Raw genomic sequence first — 16,836 nt, forward strand, 5'->3', positions numbered from 1 at the left:
CCGACAGAAAGTACCTCCCATGAGCCAGCGACGCCTGTTCGTCACCACCGCCCTGCCCTACGCCAACGGCCATTTCCACATCGGCCATATCATGGAATACATCCAGGCGGACATCTGGGTGCGGTACCAGCGCATGCAGGGCCACGAGGTGCATTTCGTCTGCGCCGACGACGCGCACGGCGCGCCCATCATGATCGCGGCCGACAAGGCGGGCAAGACGCCGCAGCAGTTCGTGGCCGACATCGCCGCCGGCCGCAAACCCTACCTGGACGGTTTCCACATCGGTTTCGACAACTGGCACAGCACCGACGCGCCCGAGAACCACGCACTGGCCCAGGACATCTACCGCGCCCTCAAGGCCAACGGCCTGATCGACACCCGCACCATCGAACAGTTTTTCGACCCCGAGAAAAACATGTTCCTGCCCGACCGCTTCATCAAGGGCGAGTGCCCGAAATGCGGCACCAAGGACCAGTACGGCGACAACTGCGAAAACTGCGGTGCCGTCTACGCGCCCACCGAACTCAAGAACCCGTATTCGGCCCTGTCCGGCGCCACACCGGTGCTGAAGAACTCGGAACACTTCTTCTTCAAGCTGTCCGACCCGCGTTGCCTGGCCTTCCTGGACCAGTGGACGCAGAGCGGTGCGGTGCAACCCGAGGTGTTGAACAAGATCGCCGAGTGGATCGAGCCCGGCGAAGACGGCAAGCCCAAGATGGGCGACTGGGACATCAGCCGCGACGCGCCCTACTTCGGCATCGAAATCCCGGACGCGCCGGGCAAATACTTCTACGTCTGGCTGGACGCGCCGATCGGCTACCTGGCCTCGCTGAAGAACTACTTCGGCAAGACCGGCCGCGATTACGACGCCTTCATGGCCGACCCGTCCACCGAGCAGTACCACTTCATCGGCAAGGACATCATCACCTTCCACACCCTGTTCTGGCCGGCGATGCTCAAGTTCAGCGGCCGCAAGGTGCCCAACGCGGTGTTCGTGCACGGCTTCCTCACCATCAACAACGGCGAAAAGATGAGCAAGAGCCGGGGCACTGGCCTGAACCCGCTCAAATACCTGGAACTCGGCATGAACCCCGAGTGGCTGCGCTACTACCTCGCGGCCAAGCTCAGCGGCAAGAACGAAGACGTGGACTTCAATCCCGAAGACTTCATGGCCCGGGTCAACAGCGACCTGATCGGCAAATACATCAACATCGCCTCGCGGGCGGCCGGCTTCATCGCCAAACGCTTCGGCGGCCAGCTCGGCGTGGTCTCGGCCGACGGCGACAGCCTGCTCGACCACCTGCAGACCGCGGCTCCGTCCATCACCGAGCTCTACGCCGAGCGCGAATACGGCAAGGCGCTGCGCGAGATCATGCTGCTGGCCGACCGGGTCAACGCCTACGTGGACCAGAACAAGCCCTGGGAACTGGCCAAGAAGGAAGGCATGGAAGGCCGGTTGCACGATGTCTGCACCACCTGCATCGAAGCCTTCCGCCTGCTCACGCTCTACCTCAAGCCGGTGCTGCCGGCGCTGGCCGCCAACGTGGAGGCCTTCCTGAACACCACGCCCCTGGGCTTCGGCGACGCACGGCGCCTGCTGGGCGCGGGCCATGCCATCGGTATCTACCAGCACCTGATGCAGCGCGTGGACGTGAAGCAGCTCGACGCACTCTTTGAACCGCCGCCCGCACCGGCCGCCCCGGCCGTGGTGCCCGGCGGTGAACCGATCGCCGACACCATCTCCATCGACGACTTCGCCAAAATCGACCTGCGCATCGCGCAGATCGTGAACTGCGAAGCGGTGGAAGGCTCCACCAAACTGCTGCGCCTCACGCTCGACGTGGGCGAGGGCAAGACGCGCAACGTCTTCAGCGGCATCGCCAGCGCCTACCGCCCCGAAGACCTGGTGGGCAAGCTCACCGTGATGGTGGCCAACCTGGCGCCGCGCAAGATGAAGTTCGGCGTCAGCGAAGGCATGGTGCTGGCCGCCAGCCACGCCGACGAAAACGCCGAACCCGGTATCCATATCCTCAACCCCTGGCCGGGCGCCACGCCGGGCATGCGGGTGCGCTGAGCCCTCCGCGCCAGAACACACCCATCCCACCCAGCTCGCGCATGCACAGACCGCACAGCATCAAGCCCACCCACGGCGCGCCTTCGCGCCGCAAGCGGTTCGGCATGCGCCTGCACCACTGCGGCCCACCCACGGGTCGCTGAAGGACGCCGTCGCCCCTCCACGGCCCGCGGCCCGAACTCCCCCTGCCTCCTACGGTGCTGCGCTCGACGCAGCGCGACAACACCGGGTTGCTGTCCGCAGCGAACACGGGTGGACGGCTCCTCGGCCCGGCAGTTGCCGGCAACCAAGGGTCCGACATCCTGCCGTTTGCCGGCCCCAACCCCTGGTACGCTGCCCGGGCATGTGGCGTATCTGAACCGTTCGGCCCCCTCTCCTTTCCTGTTCAACGACCAAAGGTCCCGTCATGAACCACCTGATCGCAGCGGTACTGACACTGATGCTGGGGGGTGCGCTGTGTCTGCTGCCCGCGAGCAATCGGCTGCGCGCGGGCCTGGGCCTGGGGTCGCAGCTGATCGCCACCGTGCTGGTGCTGATGACGGTGGTACCGATTCTGCTGGGCGGCCCCCCGATCACCACGGAGATGCCCTGGAGCTACCCGCTGGGCTCCCTGCACTTCCGGCTCAACGCGCTGGGCGCCTTCTTTCTCAGCTGGTCCCTGCCCATGACGCTGCTGGGCAGCGTCTACGCCGTCGGCTACCTGCGCCAGTATGTCGACAGCCCGCGCCACATGGGGGTGCACTTCGGCCTGCTGAACATGATTTCGCTCTCGTTCATCCTGGTCTACACGGGCGAACACGCGGTCACGTTCCTGATGGGCTGGGAGATCGCCGCGCTGTCGGCCTGGTTGCTGGTGATCTGGGACCACGGCAACCAGAAGGTGCGCTTCGCCGGCTTCAATTACCTGGTCTCCACCCACATCGGGCTGATCTTCCTGGTGGCCGCGGTGATGATCCTCTACACCCACACCCACTCCTGGTTTCTCGACGACTACGGTCGCTGGATGAGCGAGAACCCTGGCGCCGTGCGCAACCTGGTGTTCGTCCTGCTCGTCATCAGCTTCGGCCTGAAGTCGGCCTTTTTCCCGTTCCACTCCTGGCTGCCGCGCGCACACGCGGCGGCGCCCGCCCATGTGTCCGCGCTGATGTCCGGTGTGATCCACAAAGCCGGCCTGTACGCGCTGGTGCACTTTCTGATGATCTCGGGCAAACCCGATGAGTGGATGGGCTGGTTCCTGATCGCCTTCTCCGCCACCTCGGCCGTCATCGGCGGGCTGTACACCGTGGGGCAACGGGACCTCAAGCGCCTGCTGGGCTATTCGTCCACCGAAAACGTGGGCATTGCCGGCATTGGCTTCGGCCTGGGTTGCCTCGGGCTGAGCTGGGACCAGCCGATGCTGGTGGCGCTGGGTTTTGGCGGCGGCCTGCTGCATGTGCTCAACCATGCGTTCTTCAAGTGCCAGCTGTTCTACGCCGCGGGCTGCGTCTACCAGATCAAGCACGTGGTGGACATCGAGCGGCTCGGGGGTCTGTTTCGCCTGATGCCGATCACCGCGCTGTGTTTCCTGGTGGGCGGCATCGCCATCTCGGCGTTGCCCCCGTTCAACGGATTCGTCAGCGAGTTCGCCATCTACTCGGGCCTGTTCACCCACACCGACGTGTCGCTGTGGGCCAAGCTGGCCCTGGCGCTGGTGGCCGCCGCGCTGGCCTTCGTGGGCGCCGTCTCCGCGCTGAGCATCACGCGTGCGTTCGGCGTCACCTTCCTGGGCCAGGCGCGCGACGACAGCCTGCCCCCGGCGCACGAGCCCAGCGCCTGGATGCTCGCGCCCATGGGCCTGCACGCGGTCGGCACGGTGTTGCTCGGGCTGGTGCCGGCCTGGGGTTTTGCCATGGTGGCCGCGCCCACGGCCCTGTTCCTGAACGCCCTGCCCACAGCCGAGGCCGAACAGGCGCTGCGGGATGTGGCGCACACGCTTGACCGGGTAGGCCTGGTCTCCGTGGCCCTGCTCGGCGCGATCCTGCTGGTGCTGGCCCTGCGCTGGCTGCTGCTGCGCCCTGGCCCGCGCCTGGGCAGCACCTGGGGCTGCGGCTACAGGGCGCCCAACACCCGCATGCAATACACCGGCAGCGCTTTTTCGACCGACTTTGCCCAGCCGTTCCACAGCGTCATGCTGCTGCTCAAGCGGCAGAAGCCCCCCGATACCTACTTTCCCACCGACAGCTATGTCATCACCAACTGCGTGGACGCGGTGGAGCACCGCCTCTACAACGTGATCGGCCACGGCGACGAGTCGGCGTCCGAGATGTCCCGCCTGATGCACGAAGACGACCCGCGGCTGGCGTTCGCGGCCGCGCTGGTCGCGCTGCTGGTCATCGCCTCGCTGGTGGTGCTGGCCGATGGAGCCTTGCCATGAATCCAACCCACCTGACACTGGTCCACGCCGTGCTGGCGCTGACACTGCCGATAGCGCTGGTGGGCGTGGTCAACCGCACCAAGTCGTGGTGGGCGGGCCGCAAGGGACCGCGCCTGCTGCAGTCCGCCCACGACCTGCGGCGGTTGCTGGGCAAGCGCCCGGTGGTCAGTACCGTGGCCAGCCCGCTGTTCCGGGTCGGGCCCTATGTGGTGCTGGTGTGCAGCCTGCTGGCCATGAGCATGGTGCCCTTGCTCGGATCGTTCGCGCCGCTGCAGTTTTCCCACGACTTCGTGGCGCTGGCCTATACGCTGGGGCTGGCGCGCATCGCCCTGATGGTGTCGGCCATGGACGTGGGCAGTTCCTTCGAAGGCATGGGGGCGGCGCGCGAGGCCTCGTTCTCGACGCTGGCCGAGCCCGCGCTGTTCCTGCTGATCGGCAGCGTCGGCGCGGCCACCGGCATGAGCAGCTTCGCCGACCTGATGGGCCACCTGCATACCACCCCACACTACCTGTGGATGGTCCTGCCCCTGGTGGTGGCGTTGCTGATCCTGCTGCAGCTGGAGGCGGCCCGGGTGCCGGTGGACGACCCACTGACCCACCTGGAGCTGACCATGATCCACGAGGTGATGGTGCTGGACCACAGCGGCCCCGACCTGGCCGCCATGCAGTACGCCGCGGCGCTCAAGATGACGCTGTACGCCGGCCTGATCGCCGCCCTGCTCAACCCCTTCAACCCGCTGACGGAGCCCGCGCTGGCGATCGCGGTGGCCGTGCTGCTGATGCTGGCGGTGGCGGTGGTGGTGGGGTGTTTTGAATCGCTGATGGCCCGCCTGCCGATGCGCGCGGTGCCGCGCTACGCCCTGCTGGCCTCGGGCGCGGCGCTGCTGAGCATGCTGGCCGTGGGCCTGGGAGGGCTTCAGCCATGAACCTGCCGCTGATGCTGTGTCTGGTGGCGACCGTGGTTCCGGTCTTCTTTGGCAAAGTGGGCGCGGCCCCCCTGTGGCTGAGCCTGCAGGCCCTGGCGCTGGGCTGGATCACCCTGACCCAGCACCACGAGCTGTCGGCCCACACGCTGGCCGTGGGCCTGGAGATCCTGCTGGTGCGCGCCTGGCTGGTACCGACCCTGCTGCGCCGCGCCTTGACGGACCCGCGGGCCGCACAAAGCGACGTCATGCCATCCAACCTCTTCACCTGGGGCGTGGGCATCACCCTGGTCATCCTGGCGTTCAAGTTCGGCGACGGCGCGCGGGTCGATCTGCGCGCCATGACGCTGGGCACAGCGGCCGCCACCGCCATGATGGCCTTTCTGGTACTGGGCACCAACCGCGAACCGGCCGCGCAGCTGGTGGCCCTGCTGTTCATGGAAAACGCCATGGCGCTGTTCGAGTCGCTGATGGCCGAACCCTGGCCCCTGACGGTGCACCTGGCCGTCAGCGGCCTGTATGTGCTCACGGTGGCGGTGGGCAGCTGGCTGGTGCGCGGCCAGGCCAGCACCACGGCGCCGCCCGCGACGGACAAGGAGATTGCATGAACACTGCACCAAGCCGTTCCCAAGCCAGCTCGCCAGGCGAAGGAACGCCGATGACTACCCCCACGCTGCCCCAGAGCCCCGACCACGCCGCCCCCGACGCGCGCGCCCGCACACGCTGGGTGGCCCCGGCCCTGGTGCTGGTGGCCGCGCTGATGTGGCTCGCCAGCGTGGGCGTGTTCATCGCCGTTCCGCTGGCCGAGCTGCCGCTGTACCTGGTCGAGCGCCATTTCGTGCTCGACCCGACCTCGATGCTGTTCGTGCTGGTGATCAACACCGTGTTCCTGGGCATCGGCGTCTACCTGTACTCGCGCGAGCGCACCACCCCCGCCCTGCAGCGCGACATCCGCTCCCGTGCGGGGCTGATGCTGCTGTTCGTGGTGGTGGTCAACCTGGGGGTGTTGTCCAACCACCTGGTGCTGATGTGGACCCTGATCGAGGTCAGCACCCTGTGCGCGGCACCGCTGGTGGCCCGGGGCGATGCGCCGTCGCCCAAAGGCGTGGCGTGGCGCTACCTGCTGTACTCGGCCATGACGCTGTCCATCACCTTCGTCGGCTTCATGTGCCTGGCGCAGTCGGCGCACCTGCGCGGCGTGGACATCAGCTTTGCCGTGGACCAACTCAGCCTGTCGCTCACGCACCAGCCCGACGGCTGGCAGCGCCTCGGCCTGGCCCTGATGCTGTTTGGTCTGGGTGGCAAGCTCGGGCTGGCGCCTTTGTACAGCTGGCTGCCGGAAACCTACGAGGGCGCCCCCACCAGCACCAGCGCCCTGCTCGCGGCGGTGCAGTTCAACGTGAGCGTGGTGGCCGTGTTCCGGATCCTGCAGATCTTTCAGGGCTTCGAGTCCGGCTTCGTTTCGCAGGAGCTGCTGGTGATGGGTTATCTGTCGCTGATCGTGGCGGCCATCCAGGTCATGGCTGCGCGCAACTACAAACGCCTGATCGCCTACGCCTGCGTGAGCTCCTCGGGCGTGATCGCGCTCGGGCTGTCGGTGGGCAAGGCGGCTGCCTACGGCGTGGTGCTGTACGTGGTCAGCAATGCGTTCGTGAAGTGCCTGCTGTTCCTGACCGCCGGGCGCCTGCGCTCGGTGTACGGCACCAACGACGTGGCCCCCCTGAGCGGCGTGATCCGTGTCATGCCGTTCTCCGGCGCGCTGTTCGGCGTGGGCATTTTCGTGCTGCTGGGCTTCCCGCCTTTCGCCAGCTTCCTGGCCGAGATGCTGATCCTCTCGGGCATCGTGCAGGCCGGCAACCTGATGGCGTTTTCCCTGATGTGCGTGATGTTGACCATCATCTTCGTGGCCACCGGCCGCGCCGTGTTTCCCATGCTGTGGGGTGCCTCCCACGGCGAGCGGCCGAGCGTTCAGGAGTCGTGGATCACCGCCTTGCCCAAGATCGGCTTCGTGACCGTGCTGATCATGCTGGGCACCTACACCCCCGACGTGTTCACGGAGCTGCTCCAGGCGGTGGCTCAATCGATTGAAGGCTGAGACCGTGTCCCTCACCATTCCCAAACCCTCGCCCTGCGCGCTGTTCTCCGGCCAGGCGCTGCAGCCCCTGCCGCTGAACGATTTCGCTGCCCTCTGCCTGCAGCGCCTGCAACAAGGCGAGCGCCTGCTGAGCCTGTTCGGCCGTGCGGCGACCCCGGCCGATGCGGGCGACTGGGTGCTCACCGCCGTGTTCCTGCCCCCCGAAGGCGCGCTGTACGTGGTGCGCGGCCAGGCCCGCCGGGGCGAGCACTACCCCAGCCTGAGCGCCAGCCACCCGGCCGCGCAGATCCACGAGCGCGAGCTGTGGGAACAGACCGGCGTGGTGCCCGAGGGCCACCCCTGGCTCAAGCCGGTGCGCTTCGAGGGCGAACGCCAGCAGCACATGGCCGACTACCCCTTCTTCACCGTGCGCGGCAACGAGGTCCATGAGGTGGGCGTCGGCCCCATCCACGCCAGCGTGATCGAACCCGGGCACTTTCGCTTCATGTGCCATGGCGAACGTGTGATCCACCTCGAAATCCAGCTCGGCTACCAGCACCGCGGCGCCCAGGCCCTGCTGCTGCGCCGCCCGGCCTGGAGCCTGACCCCCATCATCGAGTCGATCGCCGGCGACTCCGCGGTGGCCTACGCCTGGGCCCACTGCCAGGCCATGGAAGCCCTGTCGGGCCGGCCGGTGAGCGCCGACACCGCGCAGTCGCGCGCGGTCGGGCTCGAAATGGAACGCATCGCCATGCACGTCGCTACACTCAACGGGCTGGCGACCGACATCGCCTACCTGCAGGCCGCGGCCACCTACGGCCGCCTGCGCACCGCCATCATCAACGCCAGCCAGCGCGTCTGCGGCAACCGCTTCGGGCGCGGCTGGCTGCGCCCCGGCTGGGCCCGCTCGCTGCCCACCGAACTGCGCGACGACCTGCGCAAGACCTTGCAAGGCTTCGCCCGCGACATCCACGAAGTCAATGGGCTGATGCGCAGCGCACGCAGCGTCAAAGCCCGCTTTGTCGGAACCGGCGTGCTCAGCCCGCAGGCAGCGCTGGACATGGGCCTCGCCGGCGTGGTGGCGCGCGCCAGCGGCGTGGCGCTGGACCTGCGCAAGCGGCTGCCGGGCGCCTACGAACACGCCCCCATCGCGACCGTGACCGCCCCCACGGGCGACTGCTGGGCGCGCATGGACCTGCGCATGCGGGAAATCGATGCGTCGGTGACCTGGCTGCTGGAGGCACTGGCCCGCGCTCCGGGCGAACAAGCCGCCGCGCGCGCGCCCGCAGCGCCCGAAGGGGAGAACGCCGCGCTGGCCGCCCGGACCCTGTGCGTGAGCCTGGTCGAAGGCACCCGCGGCCCGGTACTGCAGGCCATTGAAACCTCGGACTCCGGCGGTCTGCTGCACCACCAGGTGCAAGACCCGTCCCTGGCCAACTGGTTTGGCCTGGCGCTGGCCGTGCGCGACAACGGCATCTCGGACTTCCCCATCTGCAACAAGAGCTTTGACCTCTCGTACTGCGGCAACGATCTGTGAGCCCCACCATGCTGAAAACCATCGCCGTGCGCCGCTCCCAGGGCACGCAGTACATCGCCGACCTGCGCGGCGCCGTGCCGGCCGGATTCCGCGGCAAACCCCTGATTGCCGACACCGCCTGCGCCGACAGCTGCCAGGCCTGCCTGAGCATCTGCCCCAGCCACGCCATCGAGCTCGCGCCCCTGCGCATCGACCTGGGCCGCTGCGTGCTGTGCGGCGACTGCGAACCCGCCTGCCCCAGCGGCAAGCTGAGCTTCAGCAACGACGTGAAACTCGCCAGCACCCGGCGCGAGGGCCTGGTGGTCACGGCGGCGCGCGCCCACATCGACCCGGTGCAGGTGTCGGCAGCGCTGCACCAGCGTTTCGGCCGCTCGCTCAAGCTGCGCTCGGTGTCCGCCGGCGGCTGCAATGGCTGCGAGATGGAGCTCAATGCCACCGGCAACGTGAACTTTGACCTGGGCCGCTACGGCATCGACATCGTGGCCTCGCCGCGCCATGCCGACGGCCTCGTGCTCACAGGCCCCATCACCCGCAACATGGCGCAGGCGCTGGATATCTGCTGGGACGCGATCCCCGAGCCGAAACTGGTGATCGCCATGGGTGCCTGCGCGATCTCGGGCGGCGTGTTCGCCGACAGCGACGCACTGGACCGCAGCTTCCTGGAAAAAGTGACCCCCTCGCTCTACCTGCCAGGCTGCCCGACGCATCCACTGACCTTTATCTCTGGCATTCTGGATTTGCTGGGGATTGCGGGATAGCGTTTATTCGGGTCGGGGGGACTTCAGGCGACGGGGTCAAGTTCGGTTTAGAGGTATTGCAGTCGGTCACGCGGTGCGTGCACAAGTCAAGTAGGCAGCGCGAGGAGTCAGTCCCTTGCAACGGGTAGCCTCACTGTATGAGCCGTCAAGCAGACGTCCGAATCGGCGGTTCGGTATCGACCTGGGCGGCAGCCATTCGAGGAACTGCTGACCTTGGGGTCGCGCCTGCTGTTCGCCACCTCAGCAGCCGGTTTCGCTACCAGCGTTGGATTCAAGTCCACCCCGCTGCGGAAATCACATCATCGCTCCATTGATCTTCAAGAAAGCTAGCTTTGCGCCGTTAGCGTAGCTTCAGGAATGGAGCACACCCATGCGATTCCAAAATTGGAGGCGTTAGAGCTCTATCTGAGATTGAGCGAACGAGTCGGCCCACTCGCCAGCATTCTCAATACTGCGGAAGACCTTCTGCAGCGGCATTTCGATCATCGGATTGTTTCCTGCCGGCAGCAGACGTCGCGGATCAGTTTGGAGTCCGAAGCACAGCTTCGAATGGGCATAGGCGTACCCAAGCTCGAAGGCTGCCCCCTCGTCGATCGCACGTCCATCTAGCACGATGATCAGAGCGCAGGCGGCCTCGAGTGCTCGCAAATCGCGGTCAAAAATCGATTTGTAGGCTGCATGTTGCTCCACCCCGCACGCGAGCAGATCAACGAGCTTGCCGCCATCCCTTTGGGGCAAGTAGACATCCAAGCTTGCCTCAATGCGTTTCGTCAATGCGCGATTGAAGTCGAGTTCGGCTTCTGAAAAGAGGGGGGCCGCTAGGTACACGAGCGGCCGATTGTGATCAAACCGGTCCACTGCTTGCTCCAATGTAACTCTTCAGTTTCGCCGTCAAATCCGCTGGCACATATTTCTGACGGTGGATGACTTCGGCGACTCGCTTCGTTAGCTCCGCTATCCCCATGAATTGGGTATCGATCGTAATCGTACCAGGCATGGATCCATACAGCGCCATCATGTCGGTTTGCATTTTATCCAACTTCTTCGCCGTATATTTTTGTCTGCCCGTGGCGCGCACTCGGGCAGACAGCTCTTTAGGGTCACCCAACAATAAGATGACGACCCCCTTTTCGACGCCATAGTCGCCGTGCCCATCATCAGGACAGAGGTGTTCCGCCAGAAACTTCGCCTTGGCGGACCTCTTATTTTTAGGCGTAAAAACCAGTGGATCAAGCGGTGGACGGTCAACGACACTGATCATGGCATTTCCTCCGTGCCTAAGCGTATAGTTTTTTTCCGCAAATTGATCCGCGATCCATTCGTCTACGAACTCTCTTTCGTCGTCTGTCAATTTGTCCCAGGGGATACTTAACACCTCGGGTCGAGGTACAAGCCACTCATCCAAGACGTTCAAATTCCGGAGATGGCTAGTGGTCGTACTCTTACCAACCCCTATGGAGCCAGTCATATAAAAAGTGTACTTCAGCGGAATGGCGCTGCGTTTTGCAAAATCCTCAAGCTTGCCGTCTGGAATCGCGCTTTCGTTAATTAACTTCAGCAGCAACCTAATTTCTTCAGATGTAAGAAAAAGGGTTATCAAGTTGTAGACTCTGAAATTCGTCTCCGAAATTAGCCTCTGTTCGACTTCGGAAAGTGCGCCCTTATCCTTAACCCAGTGGCAATAGTAGTGGAAGTTGCCTGGATTTGTCTCGGCGCCACGCATTAAAACATTTCTAAGCTCAGCTTCTAGCGAGCAGCCGACTAGCAAACAGGTGTTTCTGGCAAAGTGGGCCAGAAGAAAAGACGAGTCATGGCCGCGCGCGCCGACATATTGCTTTGAATATGCAGCCTCTGAAAAAACGAATCTATCAACCGCCTTCTCCATAAGACCTGCCGGAACATATCCGTGCAGATGATAAATCACACAATCTTCCCGACGAAATTGGGGCCATGGATCAGTGACCACCTCGAAGCCGCGGTTACCTCTGTCTTTTTCGCGCTTCCTTGCGGCGAGCGCCTGCTCAAGATAGTTATCGAAGTTGAAATTGACTGTCAGTGCGCTGTTTTGAATAAGTGGAATTAGCGCATCCATATACGGATGTTTCAGCAGCTCATCAGCTATATCGATCGGCGGGGATTTGTATAAATATTTTTGACAAATTGTGAGCCATGCTGCCGTCATAGAGCTCTGCAGCTCCGCAGGAGATAAACAAGAGAATCTAGTCGAATATTTTGCTCGAAACTTTTGATAGAGCATCTCGGTTTGGTAGGGAGCGGCCATGGCTTTGAATGCGGCTCCGTCTGCTACATTCTTTGCACTCACGTCCGGATCAGAAGCAATGTTATTGATTAACTTATCCCATAACGGAGCACCAAAATCATAGCTGATACCTGCTCCAAGTATCGTGCCGAAGCGCCGCTTGCGGACCTGAGAGCGTAAATGCACGATGGCACGAGAGTATCGTCTCAGCAGATCGCAAAAAGCCCTATCTTTATCCTTGGTCATGCTTTCCCCTAAAGCAACTCAATTTGACCGCTGGCGTTTTCGCGGTCCTTGATACGCAGGCGCCATCCGCTCGGGGCCAATGACTGCTCTGTTCTCGTTCGTCGCCCCTCAGCGCCTTCAATGTGTTGTTCGAATATATCTAGGGACGTTGCATCAAATGTCTCGTAGACGTGATTGACGTTCCAAAGCCCTGAGCTTGTAACAGCTTCGCGGGTGCTCCAACGACCGAGCCAATTCCCACTTGGCAGATCCAGCGGCCCTGTTGGGCCTGCCAGGAGGGCGATGAAGTTCCTCTCCAGGTAGCTGCGATCACTATCTGCCGACGATGCGTCAGGCACCTCCAGCCACGCTGCTTGCATGTTCCCAATGTGCTCGGAGACTGCGAGTTCAATCTCTTCCTCTGCTGAGCGAATCTCGGTAGATGCAGACTGCCCCTTGCCCCACGTCGGAAAAATTGGCTCGAGCTCTGCACGCCGTATGAGGGATTCGCCAACGTGAAGACGAAAGATCGATCCACGGTGATTGCCGAGTCCGTCGCCTCCCCCACGGTGCGTGCGGAGCCGGTTCCAAAGGGTGGCCTTTGAGCCCTCACTGACCGCATGGGTGCCGATTCGAACAACTCGGTGCTGGAATGGTGCAGTCATGCGCATCTCGCCGTCTTCAAAGAAGAAGTAGATGCCGCGCTTGTGTCTAACAGACGCGGCAGTCTGCTGAGAAAGCTTTCGGCTCAAACCAGTGTTCAAGGCGGCAACACGTGCCAGAAGCGCGTAGAAGCGATCGATGTGCGATAAGCGTGCGTGTTCTCTTTCGACCTTCTGCAGCCAAGCTACCTGACTACCAATCCCCAGCGCTGACATCGGCGCTGCAGTTTCACGCCCTTCTGACTCAAGTGCAGGGGCAAGATATGAACGATACGCAGATCCGGCTAGAAAGATGACGCGACCGCCGGCGGGCACGCACGCATTGAAGGCGCTATGGACACCTGCGGCCCACGCCTGTCGTTGCGCCTCGCTTTGATTCAGGAGCGACTCGTTGTATGGGGCGATTACGTCTTTGGGTGACAGCAGCCCGTGCTTTGCGGAAAGGATGAACCATTGATCGGCGCGCCGTTCGGCGTAGCTGCGCGCAGCCGAGAAGAGCGGCGATCGATAGATAAATTCGGCTGTTGCCGGCTGGTCGCCCTTTCTGCTGGTACAGGCGACTAGACAAACCGTATTCACGCGGGCTTTCTCCACGGACTCCGTCACTTCAGGCCCTGCCACGCGAACTCGTGGAGCTTGCACGCGTCGCACGCGCCGCACGGAACGAACCCAGCCTCCGCAATCTTTGGCCTGTAGCAGCTCCAAGTGTCATGGCGCTGCAAACCCAGACGCTGGGCGAGCTTGGCAATCTGAGGTTTCGACTTCTTTTGCAGCGGCGCGAAGAGCTTTGGCCCCTTGGGAATAGCGTACGAGAGCATGTCTCTGAAACTTGCGATGAACTCGGGGCGGCAGTCGGGATAGCCGGAGAAATCAACCGAGTTGATTCCCGTCCACACCTCGTCGGCGCCAATTCCAGCAGCTTCGGCCGAAGCCAACATGAGGAAAATCCCGTTGCGGCCAGGAAGGAAGGCACTCGAAACGCCCCTTTTGATTTCGGCCACCGAGCGATCTTTCGGTATCTCGCGTGCGGGCTTGCTCCAAGCAACCGACACAATCTTCCGCTCTACACCGAAGCGAGCGCACTGTGCCGCTGCGTAGTCCAGTTCGACGTGGTGATGCTGGTTGTAGCTGACGCCGAGGCTAACGACTTCGTGACCGCGCGACTGTGCAAGTAGCAAACAGACGGTGGAGTCCAGCCCTCCGCTATGCAGCACGACAACCTTTCGCTTTTCCTTTTTCATTTCGCGCTCCGTTTCTGCCGATTTCCACAGTGCTACTTTCTCGCCCCAAAGGCTCGCAGTGCACGCTACAAGCCCAGCTCCAGGCTGGCCTGGCCCGCTGCTATCGTACAGCGCCCAGCGACCAAAGCGTCACCTAGCAGTACCGCTGCCGAACTGGTCGCGGCTGGTGGCTTTTTGAGTACAGCTGGCGCAAGGGTGTTGCGACCACCAACGTCAGGTTTCTGAGTCAGCAGCCTTTCGGCCGTCATGCATGGCTGACCGCTCCCAGCCTATTGTGTTGAAAAACTCCCCTGAGTAAGTGTTCATCACATTTTCGGGGGTGCTTTACCCCTTGCCTTAAGTGAGATCGTTGATCCTGGGCCCTTCTATGGGGTCGATTTTCCAGTTACGACGACCCCGAGGGCGGCGCTCGAGTTTTTCAACACAATAAGCCAGCAAGAGTCATCCGCAGCGTCAAATCCGATGACTGCTACCTCCCCAAATTCGTTGCTGGAACAACCCACTGAATGAATATCTGTTGCTTTGCTCGGATCCAGATTGCGCATGCCAGCAGGGGATGGGTTGGCGCGACAACTATGCCACCCGCCGCCGCACGGCTGTGAGGATGCCGCGCAGGATGTCCACCGGCGGCGGTGGACAACCGGGCACCACCACATCCACCGGGATCACGTTGGCCACCCGTCCGCAGCTGGCGTAGCTTTCGCCGAAGATGCCGCCGTCGCAGGCGCAGTCCCCCACCGCCACCACCAGCTTGGGCTCGGGCGTGGCGTCGTAGGTGCGCCGCAGCGCGGTTTCCATGTTGCGCGACACCGGGCCGGTGACCAGCAGCAGGTCGGCATGGCGCGGGCTGGCGACGAAGCGGATGCCCAGCCCCTCCAGGTTGTAGTAGGGGTTGGTCAAGGCGTTGATCTCCAGCTCGCAGCCGTTGCACGAGCCGGCATCCACCTCCCGGATCGCCAACGCCTGCCCCAAGATGCCCAACAGCTCGGCCTGGATCCGGGACGCCTCGGCCTGCGCCGCCTCGCCAATGTCGGGCGCGGGCTCGCTGCGGATGCCCGTCTTCACGATCTGCCACGCGACTTTCCAGATCATAGGTCGTGCCCCGAATAGCTGAGGTTGAACGACTTGTTGATCAGGGGGAAGTCGGCCACGATGTCGCCCATGATGGCGTGCTCCAGCACCGGCCAGTTCTGCCACGACGGGTCGTGCAAGTGGCAGCGCGCGATGCGCGCACCCGCCCCGCCCCCCACGAGCTCCAGCGCCACGAACACCTCGCCGCGCCAGCCCTCCACCCAGCCCGCGCCCCGGCAGGGCAGATCGGGCAGCGCCAGCTCGCAACGCACCGGCCCTTGCGGGAGTCCGCGCAACAGGTCGCGCACCAGGCGGATGGACTCGAACACCTCGTCAAAGCGCAGCGCCACGCGCGCGGCCACATCGCCCCCCCGGTGGGTCGCCATCGCCACCTCCAGCTGGTCGTAGGGCGCCCATGGGTGGTCGCAGCGCAGGTCCCGGGCCTGGCCGCTGGCGCGGCCGGCCAGCCCGGTCAAGCCCAACTGGGCGGCCAGCGCTGGCGGCACCGAACCGCAGTTCATCAGCCGGTCCTGCAGCCCCGCATGCGACTCAAAAATCGCGAACAAGCGGCGCACGTCGTTCTCCAGCAGCTCGCAGGTCTGCAGCATCCGGTCGATCTGCTCGTCTGCCACGTCGCCCTGGACGCCGCCGGGCTGGACGCAGTCCATCATCAGCCGGTGGCCAAACGCCGCGTGGGAGTCGCGCAGCCAGTCTTCGCGCAGGCGCGAGAACTGGGCCAGTGCGAACGCGAACGCGGCATCGTTGCCCAGCGCGCCGAGGTCGCCCAGGTGGTTGGCGATGCGCTCCCTCTCCAGCAGCAGCGCGCGCAGCCAGGCGGCACGCGGGGGCACCACAGTCCGCGTGGCCGACTCCAGCGCCATGCAGTACGCCCACGCAAAGGCCACGGTGCTGTCGCCCGACACCCGGCCCGCCAGCCGGTGCGCCTGCAGCGGCGCGAGCTGGGTCATGCGCTGCTCCACGCCCTTGTGGGTGTAGCCCAGGCGTTGCTCCAGCCGCAGCACTTTTTCGCCCACCACGGAAAACCGGAAATGGCCGGGCTCGATGATGCCGGCGTGCACCGGACCCACCGCGATCTCGTGCACGCCGTCGCCGGCCACCTGCACGAACGGGTAGTCGGTCAAGGGCCCCGGTGCGGGTTCGGGCAAGGCCAGCGGGTTCTGCAACAGGGGCGGGTGCTCCCTGGCCCAGGCGCCATGGTTCAGCCACGCGCGCTGGTCCTGCGCGCCTTCGGCGTGCACGCCCGAGAGATCGGCGGCCGCGCGCTGCATCCGGCCCGCGGCCGGGAACACCGTGGCGAGGTCCGGGTACGGCGTGAAGCCGTTCCCCGCCACCAAGGGCAGGGTGAGCCAGAAAAGGCCTTCGGGCGTGGCGTAGGCGGCGCACACCGCTTCGGCGCGCAGCGGCCCTTCTGCCACCGGCACCGCCTGGCCCGCCCAGAGCGCCAGCAACCGCCCGCCGGCCTCGCGCACCGCTGCGGCGGCGGCCAGCCATTGCATGTCGGTGACCTGCCCGTGCGCCATCGGCACCGGGGCCGGCAGCGGCATGAACGCCAGGTCGAGGCCGGGTATCTTCATCGG

13 protein-coding genes are annotated in these 16,836 nt (G+C 64.3%); 7 read left to right on the top strand and 6 right to left on the bottom strand.

Annotated features, from left to right (window positions below; genetic code table 11):
• Nucleotides 1-19: 19 nt before the first annotated feature.
• The 7 genes from metG (at nucleotide 20) to KIH07_RS22825 (ending at nucleotide 9,779) form a co-directional block, all read left to right on the top strand.
• Nucleotides 20-2,074, top strand: coding sequence for a methionine--tRNA ligase (gene metG, locus KIH07_RS22795; protein WP_226494137.1), 2,055 nt, complete (start codon nucleotides 20-22; stop codon nucleotides 2,072-2,074).
• A 406-nt stretch (nucleotides 2,075-2,480) separates the two neighbouring features.
• Complete coding sequence (locus KIH07_RS22800) at nucleotides 2,481-4,487, top strand: proton-conducting transporter membrane subunit (protein WP_226494138.1); 2,007 nt, start codon at nucleotides 2,481-2,483, stop codon at nucleotides 4,485-4,487.
• Entirely contained in the window at nucleotides 4,484-5,413 is a 930-nt protein-coding gene (locus KIH07_RS22805) for a respiratory chain complex I subunit 1 family protein (RefSeq protein ID WP_226494139.1), read from the top strand. The genes KIH07_RS22800 and KIH07_RS22805 overlap by 4 nt, the downstream gene beginning before the upstream one ends.
• The gene (locus KIH07_RS22810; protein WP_226494140.1) at nucleotides 5,410-6,018 is read left to right on the top strand and encodes a hypothetical protein; all 609 of its coding nucleotides are present in this window, start codon (nucleotides 5,410-5,412) and stop codon (nucleotides 6,016-6,018) included. Before KIH07_RS22805 ends, KIH07_RS22810 begins: the two co-directional genes overlap by 4 nt.
• A gap of 50 nt (nucleotides 6,019-6,068) precedes the next feature.
• A complete protein-coding gene (locus KIH07_RS22815; protein WP_226494141.1) occupies nucleotides 6,069-7,505 on the top strand; it encodes a complex I subunit 5 family protein in 1,437 nt (478 codons plus the stop codon).
• 4 nt (nucleotides 7,506-7,509) lie between these two features.
• Nucleotides 7,510-9,021, top strand: coding sequence for an NADH-quinone oxidoreductase subunit C (locus tag KIH07_RS22820; protein WP_226494142.1), 1,512 nt, complete (start codon nucleotides 7,510-7,512; stop codon nucleotides 9,019-9,021).
• Nucleotides 9,022-9,029: 8 nt separating this feature from the next.
• Entirely contained in the window at nucleotides 9,030-9,779 is a 750-nt protein-coding gene (locus KIH07_RS22825; RefSeq protein WP_226494143.1) for a 4Fe-4S dicluster domain-containing protein, read from the top strand.
• Between the two features lie 393 nt (nucleotides 9,780-10,172).
• Here the strand turns inward: KIH07_RS22825 and KIH07_RS22830 are convergent, their stop codons facing one another.
• The 6 genes from KIH07_RS22830 to KIH07_RS22855 all read right to left on the bottom strand — a co-directional run bounded on the left by KIH07_RS22830 (nucleotide 10,173) and on the right by KIH07_RS22855 (nucleotide 16,833).
• A complete protein-coding gene (locus tag KIH07_RS22830) occupies nucleotides 10,173-10,637 on the bottom strand; it encodes a nucleoside 2-deoxyribosyltransferase (protein WP_226494144.1) in 465 nt (154 codons plus the stop codon).
• Nucleotides 10,624-12,285, bottom strand: a complete 1,662-nt coding sequence (locus KIH07_RS22835) for an SIR2 family protein (protein WP_226494145.1) — start codon at nucleotides 12,283-12,285, stop codon at nucleotides 10,624-10,626. Before KIH07_RS22835 ends, KIH07_RS22830 begins: the two co-directional genes overlap by 14 nt.
• 8 nt (nucleotides 12,286-12,293) lie before the next feature.
• Nucleotides 12,294-13,520: a DUF6884 domain-containing protein gene (locus tag KIH07_RS22840; RefSeq protein ID WP_226494146.1), complete on the bottom strand. Its 1,227-nt coding sequence runs from the start codon at nucleotides 13,518-13,520 to the stop codon at nucleotides 12,294-12,296.
• Nucleotides 13,521-13,528: 8 nt separating this feature from the next.
• The gene (queC, locus tag KIH07_RS22845; RefSeq protein ID WP_226494147.1) at nucleotides 13,529-14,167 is read right to left on the bottom strand and encodes a 7-cyano-7-deazaguanine synthase QueC; all 639 of its coding nucleotides are present in this window, start codon (nucleotides 14,165-14,167) and stop codon (nucleotides 13,529-13,531) included.
• Between the two features lie 573 nt (nucleotides 14,168-14,740).
• Nucleotides 14,741-15,259 carry a formate hydrogenlyase gene (locus KIH07_RS22850; protein WP_264181871.1) on the bottom strand — a complete coding sequence of 173 codons (519 nt, stop codon included), beginning with the start codon at nucleotides 15,257-15,259 and terminating at the stop codon, nucleotides 14,741-14,743.
• Complete coding sequence (locus KIH07_RS22855; protein WP_226494148.1) at nucleotides 15,256-16,833, bottom strand: NADH-quinone oxidoreductase subunit C; 1,578 nt, start codon at nucleotides 16,831-16,833, stop codon at nucleotides 15,256-15,258. The genes KIH07_RS22850 and KIH07_RS22855 overlap by 4 nt, the downstream gene beginning before the upstream one ends.
• Nucleotides 16,834-16,836: the final 3 nt, after the last annotated feature.

It is taken from the genome of Hydrogenophaga taeniospiralis, assembly GCF_020510445.1.
Lineage (GTDB): Bacteria > Pseudomonadota > Gammaproteobacteria > Burkholderiales > Burkholderiaceae_C > Hydrogenophaga.